The sequence below is a fragment of the Allofranklinella schreckenbergeri genome (assembly GCF_003703475.1).
GTDB lineage: Bacteria > Pseudomonadota > Gammaproteobacteria > Burkholderiales > Burkholderiaceae_C > Lampropedia > Lampropedia schreckenbergeri.
The window spans coordinates 150,400-168,078 of the sequence record NZ_RDQM01000003.1; the positions used below are offsets into that span (position 1 = coordinate 150,400).

At 64.3% G+C, this 17,679-nt stretch carries 19 protein-coding genes and 1 tRNA gene; 10 read left to right on the forward strand and 10 right to left on the reverse strand.

Annotated elements, in window-relative coordinates; all coding sequences use genetic code 11:
- Nucleotides 1–31: 31 nt before the first annotated feature.
- The 5 genes from EBQ26_RS03375 (at nucleotide 32) to thiD (ending at nucleotide 4,338) form a co-directional block, all read left to right on the forward strand.
- Entirely contained in the window at nucleotides 32–835 is an 804-nt protein-coding gene (locus EBQ26_RS03375; protein WP_238944123.1) for an ABC transporter ATP-binding protein, read from the forward strand.
- A 51-nt stretch (nucleotides 836–886) separates the two neighbouring features.
- Nucleotides 887–1,864 carry an MlaD family protein gene (locus EBQ26_RS03380; RefSeq protein ID WP_122237620.1) on the forward strand — a complete coding sequence of 326 codons (978 nt, stop codon included), beginning with the start codon at nucleotides 887–889 and terminating at the stop codon, nucleotides 1,862–1,864.
- Between the two features lie 119 nt (nucleotides 1,865–1,983).
- Nucleotides 1,984–2,652, forward strand: coding sequence for an ABC-type transport auxiliary lipoprotein family protein (locus EBQ26_RS03385; protein ID WP_122237621.1), 669 nt, complete (start codon nucleotides 1,984–1,986; stop codon nucleotides 2,650–2,652).
- 142 nt (nucleotides 2,653–2,794) lie between these two features.
- Complete coding sequence (gene thiE / locus EBQ26_RS03390) at nucleotides 2,795–3,526, forward strand: thiamine phosphate synthase (RefSeq protein WP_122237622.1); 732 nt, start codon at nucleotides 2,795–2,797, stop codon at nucleotides 3,524–3,526.
- Entirely contained in the window at nucleotides 3,523–4,338 is an 816-nt protein-coding gene (gene thiD, locus EBQ26_RS03395; protein WP_275265341.1) for a bifunctional hydroxymethylpyrimidine kinase/phosphomethylpyrimidine kinase, read from the forward strand. The genes thiE and thiD overlap by 4 nt, the downstream gene beginning before the upstream one ends.
- Nucleotides 4,339–4,552: 214 nt before the next feature.
- Here thiD and EBQ26_RS03400 read toward each other — a convergent pair whose 3' ends face one another.
- The 6 genes from EBQ26_RS03400 to EBQ26_RS03425 all read right to left on the reverse strand — a co-directional run bounded on the left by EBQ26_RS03400 (nucleotide 4,553) and on the right by EBQ26_RS03425 (nucleotide 9,231).
- Nucleotides 4,553–5,587 (reverse strand): DctP family TRAP transporter solute-binding subunit, encoded by a 1,035-nt coding sequence (locus EBQ26_RS03400; protein ID WP_122237623.1) that lies wholly within the window; start codon nucleotides 5,585–5,587, stop codon nucleotides 4,553–4,555.
- 116 nt (nucleotides 5,588–5,703) lie between these two features.
- On the reverse strand, nucleotides 5,704–6,621 hold the full coding sequence (locus tag EBQ26_RS03405; protein ID WP_122237624.1) for a DMT family transporter: 918 nt from the start codon (nucleotides 6,619–6,621) through the stop codon (nucleotides 5,704–5,706).
- Between the two features lie 160 nt (nucleotides 6,622–6,781).
- A tRNA-Ser gene (locus EBQ26_RS03410) sits at nucleotides 6,782–6,872 on the reverse strand.
- Nucleotides 6,873–6,927: 55 nt separating this feature from the next.
- Nucleotides 6,928–7,458 carry a glycine zipper 2TM domain-containing protein gene (locus tag EBQ26_RS03415; protein WP_122237625.1) on the reverse strand — a complete coding sequence of 177 codons (531 nt, stop codon included), beginning with the start codon at nucleotides 7,456–7,458 and terminating at the stop codon, nucleotides 6,928–6,930.
- Between the two features lie 164 nt (nucleotides 7,459–7,622).
- Nucleotides 7,623–8,072, reverse strand: a complete 450-nt coding sequence (dut, locus tag EBQ26_RS03420) for a dUTP diphosphatase (RefSeq protein ID WP_122237626.1) — start codon at nucleotides 8,070–8,072, stop codon at nucleotides 7,623–7,625.
- 172 nt (nucleotides 8,073–8,244) lie between these two features.
- Complete coding sequence (locus EBQ26_RS03425; RefSeq protein WP_122237627.1) at nucleotides 8,245–9,231, reverse strand: alpha/beta fold hydrolase; 987 nt, start codon at nucleotides 9,229–9,231, stop codon at nucleotides 8,245–8,247.
- Between the two features lie 212 nt (nucleotides 9,232–9,443).
- Here EBQ26_RS03425 and EBQ26_RS03430 point away from each other — a divergent pair, with 212 nt between their 5' ends.
- From EBQ26_RS03430 to EBQ26_RS03440, 3 genes are all read left to right on the forward strand, one after another.
- Nucleotides 9,444–10,229, forward strand: coding sequence for a 3-hydroxybutyrate dehydrogenase (locus tag EBQ26_RS03430; RefSeq protein WP_122237628.1), 786 nt, complete (start codon nucleotides 9,444–9,446; stop codon nucleotides 10,227–10,229).
- Nucleotides 10,230–10,396: 167 nt separating this feature from the next.
- Complete coding sequence (gene upp, locus EBQ26_RS03435) at nucleotides 10,397–11,038, forward strand: uracil phosphoribosyltransferase (RefSeq protein ID WP_122237629.1); 642 nt, start codon at nucleotides 10,397–10,399, stop codon at nucleotides 11,036–11,038.
- 60 nt (nucleotides 11,039–11,098) lie between these two features.
- The gene (locus tag EBQ26_RS03440) at nucleotides 11,099–11,608 is read left to right on the forward strand and encodes an HIT family protein (protein WP_122237630.1); all 510 of its coding nucleotides are present in this window, start codon (nucleotides 11,099–11,101) and stop codon (nucleotides 11,606–11,608) included.
- Nucleotides 11,609–11,727: 119 nt separating this feature from the next.
- On the opposite strand, the gene EBQ26_RS03445 is transcribed toward EBQ26_RS03440, so the two are convergent.
- A complete protein-coding gene (locus tag EBQ26_RS03445; RefSeq protein WP_122237631.1) occupies nucleotides 11,728–13,032 on the reverse strand; it encodes a 3'-5' exonuclease in 1,305 nt (434 codons plus the stop codon).
- Nucleotides 13,033–13,277: 245 nt separating this feature from the next.
- Between EBQ26_RS03445 and EBQ26_RS03450 the strand changes: the two genes are divergently transcribed.
- Both EBQ26_RS03450 and EBQ26_RS03455 read left to right on the forward strand, forming a co-directional pair.
- Nucleotides 13,278–13,604: a hypothetical protein gene (locus EBQ26_RS03450; RefSeq protein ID WP_122237632.1), complete on the forward strand. Its 327-nt coding sequence runs from the start codon at nucleotides 13,278–13,280 to the stop codon at nucleotides 13,602–13,604.
- Between the two features lie 71 nt (nucleotides 13,605–13,675).
- Nucleotides 13,676–14,131, forward strand: coding sequence for a gamma-butyrobetaine hydroxylase-like domain-containing protein (locus EBQ26_RS03455; protein ID WP_122237633.1), 456 nt, complete (start codon nucleotides 13,676–13,678; stop codon nucleotides 14,129–14,131).
- A 182-nt stretch (nucleotides 14,132–14,313) separates the two neighbouring features.
- Here EBQ26_RS03455 and EBQ26_RS03460 read toward each other — a convergent pair whose 3' ends face one another.
- From EBQ26_RS03460 to EBQ26_RS03470, 3 genes are read right to left on the reverse strand one after another with little or no spacing between them, the layout of a single operon-like run.
- Complete coding sequence (locus EBQ26_RS03460) at nucleotides 14,314–15,543, reverse strand: BMP family ABC transporter substrate-binding protein (protein WP_122237634.1); 1,230 nt, start codon at nucleotides 15,541–15,543, stop codon at nucleotides 14,314–14,316.
- Between the two features lie 52 nt (nucleotides 15,544–15,595).
- Entirely contained in the window at nucleotides 15,596–16,516 is a 921-nt protein-coding gene (locus EBQ26_RS03465; protein WP_122237635.1) for an ABC transporter permease, read from the reverse strand.
- The gene (locus EBQ26_RS03470) at nucleotides 16,516–17,667 is read right to left on the reverse strand and encodes an ABC transporter permease (RefSeq protein ID WP_122237695.1); all 1,152 of its coding nucleotides are present in this window, start codon (nucleotides 17,665–17,667) and stop codon (nucleotides 16,516–16,518) included. The genes EBQ26_RS03465 and EBQ26_RS03470 overlap by 1 nt, the downstream gene beginning before the upstream one ends.
- Nucleotides 17,668–17,679 lie beyond the last annotated feature (12 nt).

Genomic DNA, 17,679 nt, shown 5'->3' on the forward strand with positions numbered 1-17,679 from the left:
CCAAACCCAAGAGCAAACCCAAGCGCAGCCCATGCAGCCAGATCGCGAGCAGGGCGCTCGCGAGAGCGAGGCCATCGTGCGCATCGACAAGCTCTGGACGACGTTCGGCCAGGGTGAAGCCGCGTTTTCCGTGCACCAGGATTTGGATTTGCAGGTGCGCCGCGGCGAAATCCTCACCATCGTGGGCGGCTCGGGCACGGGCAAAACCGTGCTGCTGCGCCACATTCTGGGGCTGACACGCCCCAGCCAAGGCACGGTCAAGATCAATGGCGTGGATGCGGCCGATCTGCCCGGGCCGGGCGCATCGGCGCGCATTGGCATGCTGTTCCAGCACGGGGCCTTGTTTTCGGCCTTTTCGGTGCTGGAGAACATCGCCTTCCCCCTGCGCGAGCAAGACAGCCTGCCCGAGGCCGTGGTGCAGCAAGCCGCAATGGTCAAGCTGCAAATGGTGGGCCTCAAGCCCGAGCACGCGCAGCGCATGCCATCGGACCTCTCAGGCGGCATGATCAAGCGCGTGGCGCTGGCGCGTGCGCTCATCATGGATCCGCCCTTGTTGCTGCTGGACGAGCCAACGGCCGGGCTGGATCCGCATGGCTCGGACGAATTTTGTGAACTGTTGCGCGAGCTGCATGCCCAATTGGGGCTGACGGTCATCATGGTCACGCACGATCTGGATACGCTCTACGCCCTGAGCACGCGCGTGGCCGTGCTGGCAGAGAAGAAAGTCATCATCGCCGCGCCGCCGCGCGAAGTGGCGCGCTTTGCGCATCCGTTCATCGAACAATTCTTCCAGGGCGAGCGCGGTCGTCGCGCCCTGGCGCCCACGCCGCTGTAAGCCGGTTTTCCCCATTTCCGGCAGCCACTTACCCTTACCGAGACCTTGCACATGGAAAACAAATCACATGCGATGGCCGCTGGCATTTTCGTGCTGGCGCTGCTGGCCGCCCTGGCTGGGCTGGCCATCTGGCTCACGCGCGACCAAGGCAGCTACCACACCTATGAAATGTCCACGGCCCAAGCCGTCACCGGCTTGCAGCCCCAGGCGGCCGTGCGTTACAAGGGCGTGAACGTGGGCAAGGTGACCCACATCGGCTTTGACCGCCAGGCCGCGGGCAACGTGCTCATCCGCATCACGGTGGACGACAGCACGCCCATTCGCCCCACCACCTACGCCTCGCTGGGCTACCAGGGCGTGACGGGCCTGGCCTATATCGATTTGGACGAAGCGGGCGTGTCGCTGGCCGATCTGGGCACCTCCCCAGGCGGCTACAAACGTCTGCACATGCGCCAATCCAGCCTCAGCCAACTGGCTGCCATGGGGCCGGAAGTCATCGCCGACGTGCGCGAAACCATGGCGCGCATCAACCAATTGCTCAGCGACGACAACCAGCAAACCCTGATCGGCACGGTGGAGCGCTTTGGCACTGTGGCGCAAAATATGACGACGCTGACGCAAAGCGTCGCCGCGCTGACGCAAAAAGTCGATCAAAGCTGGGGCCAGGATATCGCCCCTGCCATCGCCCAACTGGGCGGCGACATGGGCCGCAGCATGAAGACGCTGGAGCAAACGGCCAAAAGCATCGACGCCATGAGCCGTGAAATCGGCAAGGTCGCCCACCTGCTGGGCCAGCAAGGCGGCACGGTGGACCAACTCGGCCACACCGCCCAGGCCTTTGCAGGCGCGGCCGAAACCATCAACGCCGCCACCCTGCCCAGGCTGCAACGCACGCTGGATGAGGTGGGCGCAGCGGTCAAAGAAGTGGGCCAATTCGTGCGCAGCCTCAACAGCAACCCGCAATCGCTGCTCTACGGCCCCAACACCAGCCGCCCAGGCCCTGGCGAAAAAGGTTTTGCCAAGCCCTGAATGCTGAACACGTTTCCAATTGTAAATCAAGGGAATAAAAATATGCCTGTTTCGGCATGATGGGTATGAAGTGAATTTTCCTTTGATTTAAAACCCTGTTTGCTGTCGAAAGCCACACCATGATGCATCGCCTCTCCTCCCTGCTGGTTGCGGCCAGCGCCGCTCTTGCCCTGGCTGGCTGCGCCACGCTGCCCGAGCCGCCATCGCCCACCGTGTTGTACGACTTTGGCGCCGCAGCCCCGGCGCAGCCTGCCGCGCAACCGGCCAGCCAGACATCCAGCCAGGCACCCAACCAGCCGCCCAGCCTGCTGTTGGCCAGCGTCAGCGCCAGCGGCTTGCCCACCGACAGCCAAGTCATGCTCTACCGCCTGGCTTATGCCGACGATTTGCAACTGCGCGGCTACCAAAACGCCCGCTGGAGCCAGCCCGTGCAGCGCCTGTTCGAGCAGCAACTGCGCCAGCAGCTCGAACGCACGCGGGTGGTGCTCGATGCCGATTTCAGCCCGGCGCGCCTGCGTGAGGACGGCATCGCCCCGCCGGTGCTGCGCGCCGATGTGGAGCGTTTCGAGCAAGTCTTCCCCAGCGACAGCGCCAGCGGGGCCATCGTGCGCGTGCGCGCCACCGTCGTGCGCAGCAGCGCTCAGGGCGATCAGGTGCTGGGCCAGCGCGTTTTTGAACGCAGCGCCAACGCCGCCAGCGCCGACGCCAGCGGCGGTGCCCAAGCCATGGCCCAGGCCGCCCGCCAAGTCGCCGCCGATATCGACGCCTGGCTGGCGCAGTTGAAGTAAACCGCCCATCGCCCAGCCCAACGCGTTTGCGCGAAGCGGGGCGGGCCGTGGCTTTGCGTGCCGCGCCCTGCCTCCCCGCACCGCGCCCCACCGCCGTCCACCCATCACCGCCTACCGCCCATTTCCCTTGCAGTCTTGCCCCATGCGCCCTTTGCCGCACACTCCGTCAGACGCCCCGCACCCGCTGGATCTTTCCCTCTACCTCGTGACCGACGCCGCCTTGTGCGAGCGCGCCGGGCGCAGCGTCTTGCACACCGTGCAACAAGCCGTGGAAGGCGGGGTGCGCGTGGTGCAAATCCGGGAAAAACACGCCTCGGGCCGCGCTTTTCTGGCCTTGGTCGAAGCCGTCGCCCGCGCGCTGCCCGCGCATGTCGCCTTGCTGGTCAACGACCGCATCGATGTGTTTCTGGCCGCGCGCGCCGCTGGGGCGCGGGTGGCGGGCGTGCACATCGGCCAATCGGAAATCCCCGCCGCGCTGGCGCGCCAGATCATCGGCCCCGAGGCCATTGTGGGCTTGAGCGCCAACGCCCCCGTCACGCTGGACGAAGCCCAGGCGCTGGGGGCGGCGGGCGTGGTCGATTACGTGGGCATCGGCCCACTGCACCCCACCGCCACCAAACCCGATGCCGATGCAGGCAAAGGCTTGCCCGCGCTGACCGCCTTGCGCGCGCGCGCCACGCTGCCCGCCGTGGCCATTGGCGGGGTGACGGCGGCCGATGTCCCCGCCCTGCGCGCAGCCGGTTTCGATGGCGCAGCCGTGGTCAGCGCCATTTGCGCCGCGCCCGATGCCTGCGCGGCGGCACAAACCCTGCGTGCCGCCTGGGACGCAGCCATTGCCCTCCGAACCCCTCATGTGAAAGCGATTGCGCCATGATTCCACGCGTTCTCAGCATCGCTGGCACCGACCCCACCGGCGGCGCTGGCATCCATGCCGATCTCAAAAGCATTGCTGCCAACGGCGGCTATGGCATGGCGGTGGTCACCGCCCTGGTGGCCCAGAACACCCAGGGCGTGCGCTCCATCCACGTGCCGCCCATGTCGTTTCTGCGCGAGCAGCTCGACGCCGTGAGCGACGATGTGGAGATCGACGCCATCAAACTCGGCATGCTGGGCAACACCGACATCATCGCCACCGTCTCCGACTGGCTGGCCGCACACCGCCCGCCCGTGCTGGTGCTCGATCCGGTGATGGTGGCCACCAGCGGCCATCGCCTGCTCGATGCCGAGGCCGAAGCGGCCCTGCGCCAACTGCTGCCCCTGGCCGACCTCATCACCCCCAACATGCCCGAGCTGGCCGTGCTCGCCGATGCCCCCCTGGCCCAAAGCTGGGACGAGGCGCTGGCCCAGGCCCGCCAAGTCGCCCGGCAATACCAGGTGCACGTGCTGGCCAAGGGCGGCCACCTGGGCGGCGCGCACGCGCCCGACGCGCTGCTGACGCCCGACGGCCAGCAAAGCGACTACCCCGCCGCACGCGTGCCCACGCGCAACACACATGGCACGGGCTGCTCCTATTCCGCCGCGCTGGCCACGTTGCGCCCGCAACTGCCCTCATGGGCCGAGGCGGTGGCCCGCGCCAAGCTCTGGCTGACCGATAGCATCGCCCACGCCGATACGCTGAACGTGGGCCAGGGCCACGGCCCCATCCACCATTTCGCCACGCTCTGGCGCGCCCAGTCCGCTGGTTGATGGGTTGCTTGAATTTCCAGATCAAAAAAAACTCCATGGCTTGATGGATTTGCCATGGAGGGGTGATTTTTTTGCTTGATGATGGGTATTTTCAGGGTCAAGCCTTGGCCCTGGCGGGTAGGCGCTTGCCATGCAAGCTCCGCTTTGCGTGGCAAGGCCCTCTATGCAATGGCCACAATGGCCAGCGCTTGGGGCGCGGCCTGGGCAAGGCTGTTTAACGGCCAGCAACGGCCTGCTCGGCTTTTTCCACCAGCGCTTCGCCGATGTGCTTTTTCCACTTGGCGTACACCTCGCGCGTGGCGTTGACGAACTGCTGGCGCTCGGCATCGCTGAGGTGGTGCACTTGCACGCCCTTGGCTTGCAGGTCTTGCCACTGGCTTTGGTCGCTGCCCGTCATCCCTTTGCGGGCGATCTCCACCTGCTGCTTGGCGGCATCGACGGCAGCCTGGCGCACGATGGCCTGGTCTTCGGCGCTCCAGGATTTCCAGACGTTTTCCGCCACAACGAAGATCAGCGGATCGGCCACATAGCCCCAGGCCGTCAAATGCTTTTGACCCACGCTCTCCAGCTTGGCGGCGGCGAAGACGGAGATGGGGTTTTCCTGCCCATCCACCGCGCCCGAGGCCATCGCCGGCTGCGCATCGGCCCAGCTCATTTGCACGGGGTTGGCGCCCAGGGCCGTCATGGTGTCCAGATACAGCGGCGAGCCGACCACGCGCAGCTTCAGCCCCTTCATGTCCTCAGGCGTGCGAATGGGGTGCTTGGAGTTGGAGACTTCCCGGAAGCCGTTTTCGCCCCAGGCCAGCGGCACCACGCCGCGCTTGGAGAGCACACCAAACAAATCCTGCCCCACCTGGCCTTGGGTGAGGGCATCGATGGCCTTGTAATCGGGCATCAGAAAAGGCATGGAAAACAGGTTCAACTCCTTGACCTGGGGCGACCAGTTGATCGTCGAGCCCACCGCCAGATCGATCACGCCTTGGCGCAGCGCGGTGAATTCGCGCGTCTGGTCGCCGCCCACCAGCGATGCGCCAGGGTAGAGCTTGATATTGATGCGCCCCTGCGTGCGCTCGCGCACCAGATCGGCCCAGATTTCACCGCCCTTGCCCCAGGGGAAGGCGGTACCCAGCACCAGCGACATTTTGTATTCGCTCTTGTAATTCTTCGTTTGCGCCAGCGCAGGCGATTGAGCGGCCAGGCCCAGGCCAACGGCTGCACAGAGGGCAAGAAGGGTTTTGTGAAGTTTCATGGCGAGTGTTCCTCATGGAGTTGAAAAAACCAAGCCTGGCCGTCGTGTGCCGGGCAACGGCGAATATTAGAGCGTCTTGCCTCCCGAAAACCCCAGTTGGGGCGTGTTCTTGCGCGCTATGCGCCCCGAGCGCGGCTGAACAGCCCAATCCCCGCAATCACCAGCACCGTGCCCACCGCCAGCCAGGGTGTGAAAGGCTCTTGCAAGATCAGAATGCCCAAGGCGATGGTAGAGAGCGGGCCGACCATCCCTACCTGCGCGGCCAGCGCAGCGCCCAGGCGCTCAATGGCCAGCATCACCAACAGCACGGGCGCCGCCGTGCAAAGCGTGGCATTGAGCAGCGACAGCCACAGCACTTCGGGCGCCACGATGGCCGCGCTCAAAGGCCGCAGCAGCAGGAATTGCCCGATGCAACACAGGCAGGCAAACGAGGTGGCCCAACCCACCAGGCGCAGCGAGCCGATGCGCTGCACATACTCGCCGCTGAAAAACAGGTACAGGGCATAGCTGCATGTGGACGCAAACACCAGCGAAGCGCCCCAAGCCGTGGCCGCAGTGGGCGCCACGCGCAATTCCAGCCCAAACACCAGCAAAGCCCCCGCATAACTGACGCCGACGGCCACCATTTGCGCCCGGCTGACGCGCCGCCCGCGCAGCAGCCAGCCCAGCAGCATCACCAGCGTGGGGCAGAGGTAGAGGATGAGCCGCTCCAGGCTGGCGCTGATGTATTGCAGCCCCGCAAAATCGAGCATGCTGGCCAGGTAATAACCCGAAATGCCCAGCCCCACGATGCCCCATTGATCCCTGGCCGACAGCGGCGGCTTGCCGCGACCGGCCAGCCAAGCCATGAGCACAAACAACGGCAGCGCAAACAGCATGCGGTACATGATGAGCGTGACGGCATCCACCCCATGGCGGTAAGCCAGCTTGACGATGATGGCCTTGCCGCTGAAGGCGATGGAACCCAGCGCCGCCAAAGCCAGGCCGGAGAGGAGTTGGCGCGTGTCTTGGGGCTGGGGGATGGCGGTCGTCATGGCGCGCTTTGCGGTGCGGAAAACCTGTTGCGATGAAGCTGAGCCACTTCGTATCTATTTCTCATCATGTCCGGAGCCGCATTGGCGGGACAGGTGGCGAGCGAGTAGGCCGGAAGGTAAAGAAAAAGCCAAGTGAAATCAATCACTTGGCTTTCTAACCTGGCGGAGAGAGCGGGATTCGAACCCGCGGTAGGCTATTAACCTACACACGCTTTCCAGGCGTGCGACTTAAACCACTCATCCATCTCTCCGGAAACCGCGCATTGTACCTGCAATTTCAGCACTTGCGCGGCAATTGGGTGCGGTTTAGTTCAGGCGGGCGATTTCGCCGTTGCGCACTTGCACGCGGTCGTTGATGCGCAGGCCGCCGGTGTCGGTTACGTCATAGACGCGGTATTGGCCATTGTCCACGCGGATGGTGATGCGGTAGCCGTAGATTTGGCCGTTTTGCCCATCCATGCGTTGCTCAATGGTGTTGCCGGCCATGGCGCCGCCAACGGCGCCAGCGATGGTGGCAGCGGTGCGGCCGCGCCCGCCGCCGACCTGGTTGCCCAGCAGGCCGCCCACCACTGCACCCAGCACAACGCCTGCGCCGGTGCTGCCACGGTGGGCGTTTTGCAGCGCCTCGATGTTGGTGACGTAGCCGTACTCCAGCACGTTCACGGGCGCGCGGGTGGGGGCGGGAGCGCCGTAGCCGGGCTGTTGATAGCCGGGTTGTTGGTAAGCGGGCTGCTGGTAGCCGCCTTGCTGGGGGTAGAGCGGGGTGCTTTGGCAACCGGCCAAGGTCAAGGCGGCTGCGCAGGCGCTGGTGAGCAAGGTGGTGCGGATGGTGGACATGGGCTTCTCCTTCATCAAGAACAGGAATCACATAACGGGCGCCATCCTAGCGCCTGGGGGCTTGAGGCGGGATAGGGCTTGTGTAAAAGCTCGTAAATAAAGGGGGCGCGAATGTGTGGGACGGTTGCGGGGCGGTGCGGCTTTGAGCGCGCTTTAACCACGTTTTAATCGGTGCCGGTGGAGCCGTAGCCGCCGCTGCCGCGGCTGGATTGGTCGAAGTTTTCGACGATGTTCCACGTCGCTTGCACGACGGGGACGATGATGAGCTGGGCGATGCGGTCCAGCGGGGCGATGGTGATGGGCTGGCTGCCGCGGTTCCAGGCGCTGACCATCAGCTCGCCCTGGTAGTCGCTGTCGATGAGGCCGACGAGGTTGCCTAGCACCAGGCCATGTTTGTGGCCCAGGCCGGAGCGCGGCAGGATGAGGGCGGCGTAGCCGGCATCGCGCAGGTGGATGGCCAGGCCGGTGGGGATGAGGGTGGCGTTGGGGCCAGGCTCCAGCGTTAGGGGCGCTGGCAGACAGGCGCGCAAATCCAGCCCGGCGCTGCCGGGGGTGGCGTAGGTGGGCATTTGCGCGCGCAGGCGTTCGTCGAGGATTTTGACGTCGAGGTGCATGGGCTGGGCTGGATTGTTTTCCAGATCAATGGTGATTCAAGGTTGTGGCGTATCAAGCCATAACGGGGCGATTCTTTTGCTTTTTGATGGGTTTTTATTGTAAATCAAAAGGCAAAAAAATATCCTGTTTATGGCTTGATATGCGTAAATTTGATTTTACTTTGATGTGAAATCAGTTTTGGGGCCGAAAGAGAAACTCCTCCACCGCCCGGATTTGCTCGTCCTGCACCAAGGTGGGGGCATGGCCGACGCCGGGAAATTCGATCAGCTGGGCTTTTGGGCCGCGCGCGGTCATGGCCTGGGCGGTGGCGGGGCTGAGCAGGTCGGAGTCTTGCCCGCGCAGCAGCAGTGTAGGGGCGGTGATGGCGTCGTAGAGGCTCCACATCAGCTCTTGCGCGGCCGGGCTGGGGGCGGTGGCGGTTTGGAAGATGTGGGCGATGGCCGGGTCGTAATGCAGGGTCAGGCGGCCGTTGTCCAGCGCCCGAAATTGCGGGCGCGAGAGGGCCTGCCACTGTGCATCGGTGTGGGGGCCGAAGGCGGCGGCGATTTGGCGCAGATAGGCCGCGCCTTCTTGCTCGCTGGCAAATTCCAGCGGCTTGCCCAGATATTGGCCGATGCGCTCAATGGCGCTCCACTCCAGGGCGGGGCCCACGTCGTTGAGCACCAGGCGGCTGATGGGCAGGGGCAAGCCGGGCAGGGTGATAAAGCCCATGCCGATCAGCCCGCCCATGCTGGTGCCGATCCAGTCCAGTCGGGTGATGGGCTGGCCTGCGCTGGCGGCTTCTTGCACCAATTGGCCCAGCAGGGCGAGCATGTCGTTGACGTACTGCGGCACCTGGTATTGGGCGGGATCGGCCAGCCAGTCGCTTTGGCCGCGCCCGGCAACGTCGGGGCAAACCACGCGCGCGCGCCGCGCCAGCCGCGCGGCCAGGGCGTCGAAGTCGCGGCCGTTGCGGGTGAGGCCGTGCACGCAGACGATGAGGTGGCCCAGATCGGGCGCGTCGGCGCTGCCCGCGGCCTGGGCGGCGGCCCAATCCGTCCAATCCCAATAGGCCATGCGGTGGGTTTGGGCATGGCCGATGCCGTTGGGGTTGTTTTTGCTGGCGCCGGGGCAGTGAACGTAGCGCAGGCGGGGCAGGGCGGGGGATGTGGCTGTCATGGCGTTTCTCACGGGCAAGGGGTGGGCGTGGTGCGCGCTGTTGCCGAGGGCTTGAGCGGCCTTGGCGGCCTGGCGCGGCGCTTTCGGGGCAGGGCAAAGCTGCGAAAATGCGGCCCGCCAATTTACCGCATACGCTGGCGGGCGCGGCGCACTTTGGCCGCGCTGGCGCTTGGCTGTGCATCCCCATTTTCTGACTCACGGAGGCCACTTTCATGAATCTCAAAGGCAAAACAGCGCTGGTCACAGGCTCTACCAGCGGCATCGGGCTGGGCATTGCCAAAGTGCTGGCTGCACATGGCGCCAACATCGTCGTCAATGGTTTTGGCGATGCGACGCAGCCACAACAGGAGATTGAGCGCGCAGGCGCGGCCCACGGCATCCGCACGGCTTATCACGGCGCGGATTTGAGCCAGCCAGCACAGATCGAGGAGCTGATGGCATTCGCCCAGCGCGAATTCGGCCAGGTGGATGTGCTGGTGAACAACGCCGGCATTCAGCACACGGCCACGATCGAGAACTTCCCGCCCGAGCGCTGGGACGCCATCATCGCCATCAACCTCAGCAGCGTGTTCCACACCACGCGCCTGGCGCTGCCGGCGATGCGCAAGGCTAACTGGGGGCGCATCATCAACATCGCCTCGGTGCACGGGTTGGTGGCTTCGGCAGAAAAATCCGCCTACGTGGCCGCCAAGCACGGCGTGGTGGGCCTGACCAAGGTGGCGGCGCTGGAGACAGCGACCACGGGCGTGACGGTCAACGCCATTTGCCCGGGCTGGGTGCTCACGCCGCTGGTGCAAAAGCAGATTGACGCGCTGGCGGCCAAAAACGGCATCAGCAACGACGAAGCCACACGCCAGTTGCTGGGTGCCAAGGAGCCTTCGCAGCGCTTTACCACGCCCGAGGAGCTGGGCGAGCTGGCGGCATTTTTCTGCTCGCCCGCGGGCGAGAACATCCGCGGCGTGGCCTGGAACATGGATGGCGGCTGGGTAGCGCAGTAAGCGCCTGAGCAAACTCCCGGCAAGCCTGCGGGGCGGTGATCGCCGCGCAGGCACTGTTTCCTTTTATACAATTCAAGAGAAATTTGAATTATTGCCCATATTGCCGAAATGTCGTTATTTTATTTCTTTTTGATTTGTAAAAATAACCTGTTTCAGCCCCTTCAGCCATGAACTTGAACCCCCAAACCCTGCACGTCATCCAGCACCCCCTGGTGCAGCACAAGCTCACGCTGATGCGCGTGAAAACCACCAGCACCAACGGCTTTCGCCGCTTGCTCAATGAGTTGAGCACCTTGATGGCCTATGAAGTCACGCGCGACATGCCCGTGCAAGAGGTGGAGATCGAAACGCCGCTGGAGACCATGATGGCCCCCATGATCGACGGCAAAAAGCTGGTGCTCGTCTCCATCCTGCGCGCAGGCGGGGGCATTCTCGATGGCGTGCTCAACGTCGTGCCCGGCGCGCGCGTGGGCCACATCGGCCTGTACCGCGACCCGGACACGCTGCAAGCGGTGGAGTACTACTTCAAGATGCCCTCGGAAGTGGCCGAGCGCGATGTCATCGTCGTCGATCCCATGCTGGCGACGGGCAACTCCGTCGTGGCCGCCGTGCGCCGCATCAAGGAGTTGAAGCCGCGCTCCATCAAATTCATGTGCCTGCTGGCCGCGCCCGAAGGCGTGCGCCTGCTGCAACAAGAGCACCCCGACGTGCACATCTACACCGCCGCCGTCGATCGCGAGCTGAACGCGCACGGCTACATCCTCCCCGGCCTGGGCGACGCGGGCGACCGCATCTTTGGCACGAAATAAGCGCCCAAGCGGACCTCAAGCAGCCCCTGCCCCCCAGGAAAAATCAAGGGAAAACCGCCCATGCCCCAGCCTGCCAGCCAAAGCGCACCCCAGCCAACGCCCGTACAAGCCCAGCCGTGCCCATTGTGTGCAGGCGCGGGCGGGCGCGTGGTTTTTCAAGATGCACATGTGCGCGTGGTGCATGTGGACGAAGATCCTGCCCTGCCCGCGTTTTACCGTGTGATTTGGCAACGCCACGTGCGCGAATGGAGCGATCTGGACGAGGGCGCGCAAATCCATTGCATGCGCATCCTCACCGCGCTGGAGCGCGCCATGCGCGCCACCATCGCGCCCGACAAGATCAACCTCGCCAGCTTGGGCAACATGGTGCCGCACCTGCACTGGCACGTAATCGCCCGCTACACCTGGGATGCCTATTACCCCGCCCCCATATGGGCCGCGCCGCACACCCGGGCCGAGGATGCGCCCACCGAGCGCCTGCAAGGCCTGCAATGGCTGAAAGACCAACGCCCCCAGCTTGAAGAACGCATGCGCAGCGCTTGCGCCGAGGCGCCTGCATTGCTGGAGTGAGGGTCGGCACTCGCCGCGCCCGCTCGCTTGCCAAGGCAGCCAGCCTTGGCGGCGCGCGCCGCCTTGCGATTACACGGTTTTGGGGCCAGCGCGGGGGGGCGCAAAGTGCATAACACGCTCTAATCGGCCTCATCTGGCTGTGGGGCAGGCTCCACGCAGGGCTTGCCGATGCCAATGACGTAGAGCTTGTTGCGCGCGCGCGTTGCGGCGATGTAGAGCTGGCGCTGTTTTTCTTCGATCTCCAGCTCCGAGGAGGGCGGCTCGCCCGAATCAACGATGACGACGACCTCGAACTCCAGCCCCGCGCAGGCTTGCAGGCTCATGATTTTGACGGTGTCCGAATACGGGTCGTAATCGCCCGCGCCCCGGCGCAGTTGGCGCGGCACGCGCTGGTAGCGCAGGGCGCCATCGCACACGTCCATTTGAAAGCGGTTGTCGCACAGCACGGCCATCTTGCGCCAAGGGATGCCTTCCAGGCTGTGCGCCTGCTGCAACAGCTCCACCGCCTTGCGGCCCTGCTCGCGCAAGTTGCTCATGGGGAAGAACAACACCGCCGGGCCTGCCCGCCCGCTGCTTTGCGGTTGCAGGCGCGGGATGCCGTTGGCATCCGCCTCAATCGGCTCAACCAAGGCGCCCGCCATGCGCATGATGGCGTTGAAAGCTGGCTCCGTATTGCGCCGGTTGACCGTCAAGCGTTGGATGCTGTCTGTGCGAATGCCATGCTGGTCGAAGCGGATGCGCTCGGTGCGTTTGCGTTTGAGCAGGCTTTGGGCATCGTCGTAATACAGCACCAGATGGTTGTCCGGGCTGGCGGGCAATTGGGCCAGCATGCTCAGCCAGGGGGCTTCGAAATCGTGCGCCTCATCCACCAGAACGGCTGCGTATTGCCCGGCAGGAATCGCGCCGGTGGAGAGCGCATGGATGACGCGCTGCACCAAATCCTTGATCTGGGCCGAAGGCGGCATTTCCTTGGGCGGCGGCGGCAGGTGAAAGGCCATCAACTGCTCGCGGCACCAGCGGTGAAAATGCCGGGCAATGACGTGGCGCGCCAGCCCGCGGCGCGCAAACTGGCTTTGCAACCAGACGGCCAGCGGCTCGTTGTAGCAAAGCACGAGGATGGGGGCGGTGTTCTGCTCCGTGCGTTTGGCCGCCAGACGCTGCACATGGTGCAGCAGCCTCACGGTCTTGCCCGCGCCGGAAACGCCATGGACGATGTGGTGGCCTTTGTAAGCATCGGCAGTTTGCGATGCGGTCTGTGAGGCGATGGCATCAAGCTCGCTGCGAAACTGCTGTTCCGTCTCCACCGCAAGGGGGGCCTTGTCCTTTTGGGGCGTGCGCGGCCCGCGGCGGGAAATCTTCGCCACCGCACGACCGAAAACCGAATCCGGACCAAAAATACTCTCGGTGTCTGGAGCCAATGCCATACACGATGCCTACGGCCAAAGTGTCACAAAACTGTGTCAAAAATCTGCAAATCTCCTGATTTGCAACATATCGTGGGCATCATACTATGGCTATTCCATGCATGGGACGGCTGCATTGCAGTGCACTCAGTATGCCAATCTCACATGTGTAAATCGTGTGACCTCTTGAAGTCGCAGCAAATGCCGCTACATGCATGCGCCATGCGGGGGAGCTTTTCCGCCGCCATGATGGAAAGGGTTGTCGTTTGAACAATGTGATCGCAATGGTGGCCAGCGCCTTGCTGTTGGCTTTGGGCTTGATGGCCGGGGCGGCCTTGTTTTTTGTTTTTCTGTTTGCGGTGGCCGGGTTTTGGCTGGTGTTTCAAGTGCGGCGGATTTGGGCGCGCCTGACGGGCAAACCCGTGGGGGCGTGGACGGCGGGGCGTTTTGATCCGCGCAACGGCTTTCAATACGGTTACCAATCGATGAACCGTTACGCCCGCGCCCGTGCACAGCAGCAGCGCATCCAGGCCGATGTGACCGATGTGGAGCCGCGTGCGCCGCAAAGCGGGGCATCTGAGGCGAAGGAGTGAGCGCTTCCAACTGGCGAACAAGCCGTTGGATAAGCCGTTTGGTAGCAAAAGAATGGAAAAGGACGAACACGATGGCTGGCCTTGACGCGCAACCCCCCGCGCCTACCCACATCACGCTGCACGGCCAGTCCCGTGCATTGGAAATCGGCTTTGCCACGGGCGAAGTTTTCCGCCTGCCTTTTGAGTTGCTGCGTGTGTATTCGCCTTCCGCGCAGGTGCAAGGGCATGGCCCGGGGCAAAGCGTGCTGCAAACCGGCAAGCGCCTGGTGGATATCGTGGGCATTGAGCCTGTGGGGCATTACGCCATCCAGCCCCGTTTCAGCGATGGGCACGATAGCGGCATTTACACTTGGGCCTATCTGTATGAAATGGGCCAGCAGCAGGCCGCGTGGTGGGCCGATTACGAAGCCCGCCTGGCCGCCGCAGGCGCGAGCCGCGATGCGCCGCAAATGCCCTACCAGGCAGAGTCGCCCAGTCCGGCAGGCGGAGGCTGTGGGGGCGCGGGCGGCTGTGGCTGCGGCCGTTGAGGGGCTGGCTTTGCAACTTTGCAGTGCAGCCTCTCGATTGCATCGGATTCATGGGGCCGAAAGGCCGCCACAAAACAAAAATCGCTTTCTGGCAAACGTGTCGGCCGGAAAGCGATTTTTTATGCAGCGGGGCGGCGGGGTCAGCTGCCACCGTCCCAAAGCCTTTGAACAGGCGCTTGGCCTTATTGACCTGGCACTTTGCCTTCCACGCCTTGCACGTAGAAGCGGATGCTGGTGAGGAAGTCGTCGTCGGCTACGCGATCGGCGGCCAGCACTTCTTGACCGTCCTGGCCGAGGATGGGGCCTTTCCAGATATGGAAGCTGCCGTCCTTGAGGCCTTGCTTGACGGCGGCAACCTTGTCTTTCACTTCTTGCGGAATATCGTCGGCCAGGCTTACCAAATCGATTGCGCCTTCCTTCACGCCCCACCAGTATTTGCCGCTTTTCCAGGTGCCATCGATGACCGATTGCACGCTATAGGTGTAGTACGGCTCCCAGTTGATGATGGCCGAGGCCAGGTGCGCCTGTGGGCCGTAGGCGGTCATGTCCGAATCCCAGCCGAAGGCACGCTTGCCTTTTTCCTGCGCGGTTTTGAGCACGGCGGCGGAGTCGGTGTTCTGGAACAGGATGTCCGCGCCATTGTTGATGAGCGATGTAGCCGCTTCGGTCTCTTTGGGCGGGTTAAACCATTCGTTGACCCAGACGACTTTGGTGGTGATCTTGGGATTGACCGACTGCGCGCCCAGCGTGAAGCTGTTGATGTTGCGGATGACTTCGGGGATGGGCACGGAGCCGACCACGCCCAGCACATTCGATTGCGTCATGGCGCCTGCCACGATGCCGGCCATGTAAGCGCCCTCGTAAGTGCGGCTGTCGTAGGCGCTGAGGTTGGCGGCGGTTTTGTAGCCGGTGGCGTGCTCGAATTTGATGTTGGGGAAGTCTTGCGCCAGGCGGGCCATGTAATCCATGTAGCCGAAGGTGGTGCCGAAGATGATGGTGTTGCCCTCGGCGGCAAAGCCGCGCAGGATGCGCTCGGCATCGGCGGACTCGGGCACGCTTTCGACGAATTTGGTCTGCACCTTGTCGCCCAGTTTGGCGACCATGGCCTGGCGGCTGTTGTCGTGGGCAAACGTCCAGCCGCCGTCACCGACCGGGCCAATGTATGCAAAGGCGACTTTGACGGGCTGCGTGGCGGGCTTGGCTTCGGCCTGCTTGTCCGCTGGCGCAGCGTTGCTGGCGGGCGCGGCAGGAGTGGCGGGTGCGGATGCAGGCGCGGCGTTGGAGGCGGGCGGCTGCGGTGTGGCGGCGGGCGCGCTGGGCGCTTCCTGCTTGCCGCATGCGGCGAGGGCGGCAGCGGCCAGCAGCGCGGTGGCGCCATGCAGGGCCAGACGGGTGGCGGAGTTGGTGCTCATGGGGTTCTCCAAGATCAAGACAAAAACAAACAGCGAAAAAGAAAGGGCCTGCTCAACGCGGCGAAAAGCTTTTGCCCAGCGAGGCGGGCATGTTGGTGCGAATCCAGGTGGGGTTGCGCGAGATCAGCACCAGCACCACGATGGTGACGACGTAGGGCAGCATGCTCAGGAACTGGCTGGGGATTTGCACGCCCGAGGCCTGCAAATCCAACTGCAACACCGTCATGCCGCCAAAGAGGTAAGCGCCCAGCAAGATGCGCCTTGGGCGCCAGGTGGCAAAGGCGGTCAGCGCCAGTGCGATCCAGCCCTGGCCGGCCACCATGCCTTCGGCCCACAGCGGGCTATAGACGGTGGACAGATAAGCGCCCGCCAGCCCGCACAGTGCGCCGCCCAAGGCTGTGCACAGCAGGCGAATGCCGCGCACGTGGTAGCCCAGGGCGTGGGCGGCCTCGGGCGATTCGCCAATGGAGCGCAGCAGCAGGCCGGGGCGTGTGCGGGTGTAGAAATGCATCATGGCCCAGGCCAGCGCGATGGTGAGATAGGCCAGCGGATGCAACTGGAACAGTGGCCCCACCAGGGGCAAATCCGCCAGCAGGGGAATGGCGAAGTCGATCGAGCCAGGCAGGCTCTCTTGCACATAGCCCCGGCCCACATAGGCCGAAAAGCCCATGCCGAACAGGCTGAGCGCCAAGCCGCTGGCGTATTGGTTGGTGTGCAGGAAAATCACCAGCAGGCCAAACAGCGCCGCCAGTACGGCCCCGGCGGCAGCGCCTGCCAGCAGCCCCAGCGCAAAGCTGCCGCTGTGCACCACGGTGGCATAGGCGGCAATGGCTGCGCACAGCATCATGCCTTCGGCGCCCAGATTGATGATGCCGACCTTCTCGTTGATCAGCAGGCCCAGCCCGGCCAGAGCAAGCACGGTGCCTGCGTTGAGCGTGGCGGCCAGGGGAACAAGCCAGTTGAGGGCGTCCATTACGGCGTTCCTTTCGTGGGCGAGGGGGCAGGGGGCTGGGCCGCGCTGGCGGCTGGCGCAGGGTTGAGAGCCTGCGCAGCGGCGGCCAGCGGGCGGGGCTTGAGGCGCACGCGGTAGTTGATGAGCGTGTCGCACGCCAGCAGGCAAAACAGCAGCAGCCCCTGGAACATGCTGGAGAGCGATTTGGGCAGCCCCAACTGCGATTGCGAGACTTCGCCGCCGATGACGAACATGCTCAGCAACACGGCGGAAAACACCATGCCAAAGGGGTGCAGGCGGCCCACGAAAGCCACGATGATGGCCGTAAAACCATAGCCGACGGGGATGTGCGGGTTGAGCTGGCCGACGGGGCCGATGGCCTCCAGCGCGCCCGCCAAGCCCGCCAGGGCGCCCGAGGTCAGCAGCGCCGTCCACAGGGCGCGCCGGGCGGAAAAGCCCGCGTAGTGCGCCGCTGCGGGCGCCAGGCCGCCCACTTGCTGGGCAAAACCGGCCTTGGTGCGAAAGAGAAACAGCCACATCAGCAGCCCGGCCAGCAGCGCAATCCACAGGCCCGCATTGGCGCGCGAGCCAGCCATCAGCCGAGGCAATTGGGTGACGGCCTCGAAGCTGGGCGTGCGCGGGAAGTTGTAGCCTGCCGGATCTTTCCAGGGGCCATACACCAGGTAATTGAGCAGCTGCACGGCGACGTACACCAGCATCAGGCTCACCAGAATTTCATTGGTGTTGAAGCGGTCGCGCAGCAGGGCGACGATGCCGGCCCAGAGCATGCCGCCCGCGCAGCCCGCCAGCAAAATCAGCCCGACGATCCAGCCGCCCGTATTCGGCCCGGCCTGCAAGGCCACCCAGCCGCCGGCGATGGCGCCCAGCACGAACTGGCCTTCAGCGCCGATGTTCCAGACGTTGGAGCGAAAGCACAGCCCCAGGCCCAGGGCGATGAGCAGCAGGGGTGTGGCCTTGAGCATGATTTCGCCCCAGGCGTAGGCGTTTTTGATGGGCTCCCAGAAGAAGGCGTACAAGCCTTGCAGCGGCGATTTGCCCGAGAGCGCAAACAGCGCCGCACCCAGCAACATGGTCAGCGCCAGCGCAAGAAAGGGGGACAGGTACGCCCACAGCCGCGAGGGTTGGGGGCGGGCCTCAAGGGTAAGTCTCATGCCGTTGAAAGT

What these genes read in the sequence shown, in the direction of transcription:
- EBQ26_RS03375 (WP_238944123.1), top strand. Translation starts at nt 32, where the DNA reads ATGCAGCCAGATCGCGAGCAGGGCGCTCGCGAGAGCGAGGCCATCGTG.
- EBQ26_RS03380 (WP_122237620.1), top strand. Translation starts at nt 887, where the DNA reads ATGGAAAACAAATCACATGCGATGGCCGCTGGCATTTTCGTGCTGGCG.
- EBQ26_RS03385 (WP_122237621.1), top strand. Translation starts at nt 1,984, where the DNA reads ATGATGCATCGCCTCTCCTCCCTGCTGGTTGCGGCCAGCGCCGCTCTT.
- thiE (WP_122237622.1), top strand. Translation starts at nt 2,795, where the DNA reads ATGCGCCCTTTGCCGCACACTCCGTCAGACGCCCCGCACCCGCTGGAT.
- thiD (WP_275265341.1), top strand. Translation starts at nt 3,523, where the DNA reads ATGATTCCACGCGTTCTCAGCATCGCTGGCACCGACCCCACCGGCGGC.
- EBQ26_RS03400 (WP_122237623.1), bottom strand. Translation starts at nt 5,587, where the DNA reads ATGAAACTTCACAAAACCCTTCTTGCCCTCTGTGCAGCCGTTGGCCTG.
- EBQ26_RS03405 (WP_122237624.1), bottom strand. Translation starts at nt 6,621, where the DNA reads ATGACGACCGCCATCCCCCAGCCCCAAGACACGCGCCAACTCCTCTCC.
- EBQ26_RS03415 (WP_122237625.1), bottom strand. Translation starts at nt 7,458, where the DNA reads ATGTCCACCATCCGCACCACCTTGCTCACCAGCGCCTGCGCAGCCGCC.
- dut (WP_122237626.1), bottom strand. Translation starts at nt 8,072, where the DNA reads ATGCACCTCGACGTCAAAATCCTCGACGAACGCCTGCGCGCGCAAATG.
- EBQ26_RS03425 (WP_122237627.1), bottom strand. Translation starts at nt 9,231, where the DNA reads ATGACAGCCACATCCCCCGCCCTGCCCCGCCTGCGCTACGTTCACTGC.
- EBQ26_RS03430 (WP_122237628.1), top strand. Translation starts at nt 9,444, where the DNA reads ATGAATCTCAAAGGCAAAACAGCGCTGGTCACAGGCTCTACCAGCGGC.
- upp (WP_122237629.1), top strand. Translation starts at nt 10,397, where the DNA reads ATGAACTTGAACCCCCAAACCCTGCACGTCATCCAGCACCCCCTGGTG.
- EBQ26_RS03440 (WP_122237630.1), top strand. Translation starts at nt 11,099, where the DNA reads ATGCCCCAGCCTGCCAGCCAAAGCGCACCCCAGCCAACGCCCGTACAA.
- EBQ26_RS03445 (WP_122237631.1), bottom strand. Translation starts at nt 13,032, where the DNA reads ATGGCATTGGCTCCAGACACCGAGAGTATTTTTGGTCCGGATTCGGTT.
- EBQ26_RS03455 (WP_122237633.1), top strand. Translation starts at nt 13,676, where the DNA reads ATGGCTGGCCTTGACGCGCAACCCCCCGCGCCTACCCACATCACGCTG.
- EBQ26_RS03460 (WP_122237634.1), bottom strand. Translation starts at nt 15,543, where the DNA reads ATGAGCACCAACTCCGCCACCCGTCTGGCCCTGCATGGCGCCACCGCG.
- EBQ26_RS03465 (WP_122237635.1), bottom strand. Translation starts at nt 16,516, where the DNA reads ATGGACGCCCTCAACTGGCTTGTTCCCCTGGCCGCCACGCTCAACGCA.
- EBQ26_RS03470 (WP_122237695.1), bottom strand. Translation starts at nt 17,667, where the DNA reads ATGAGACTTACCCTTGAGGCCCGCCCCCAACCCTCGCGGCTGTGGGCG.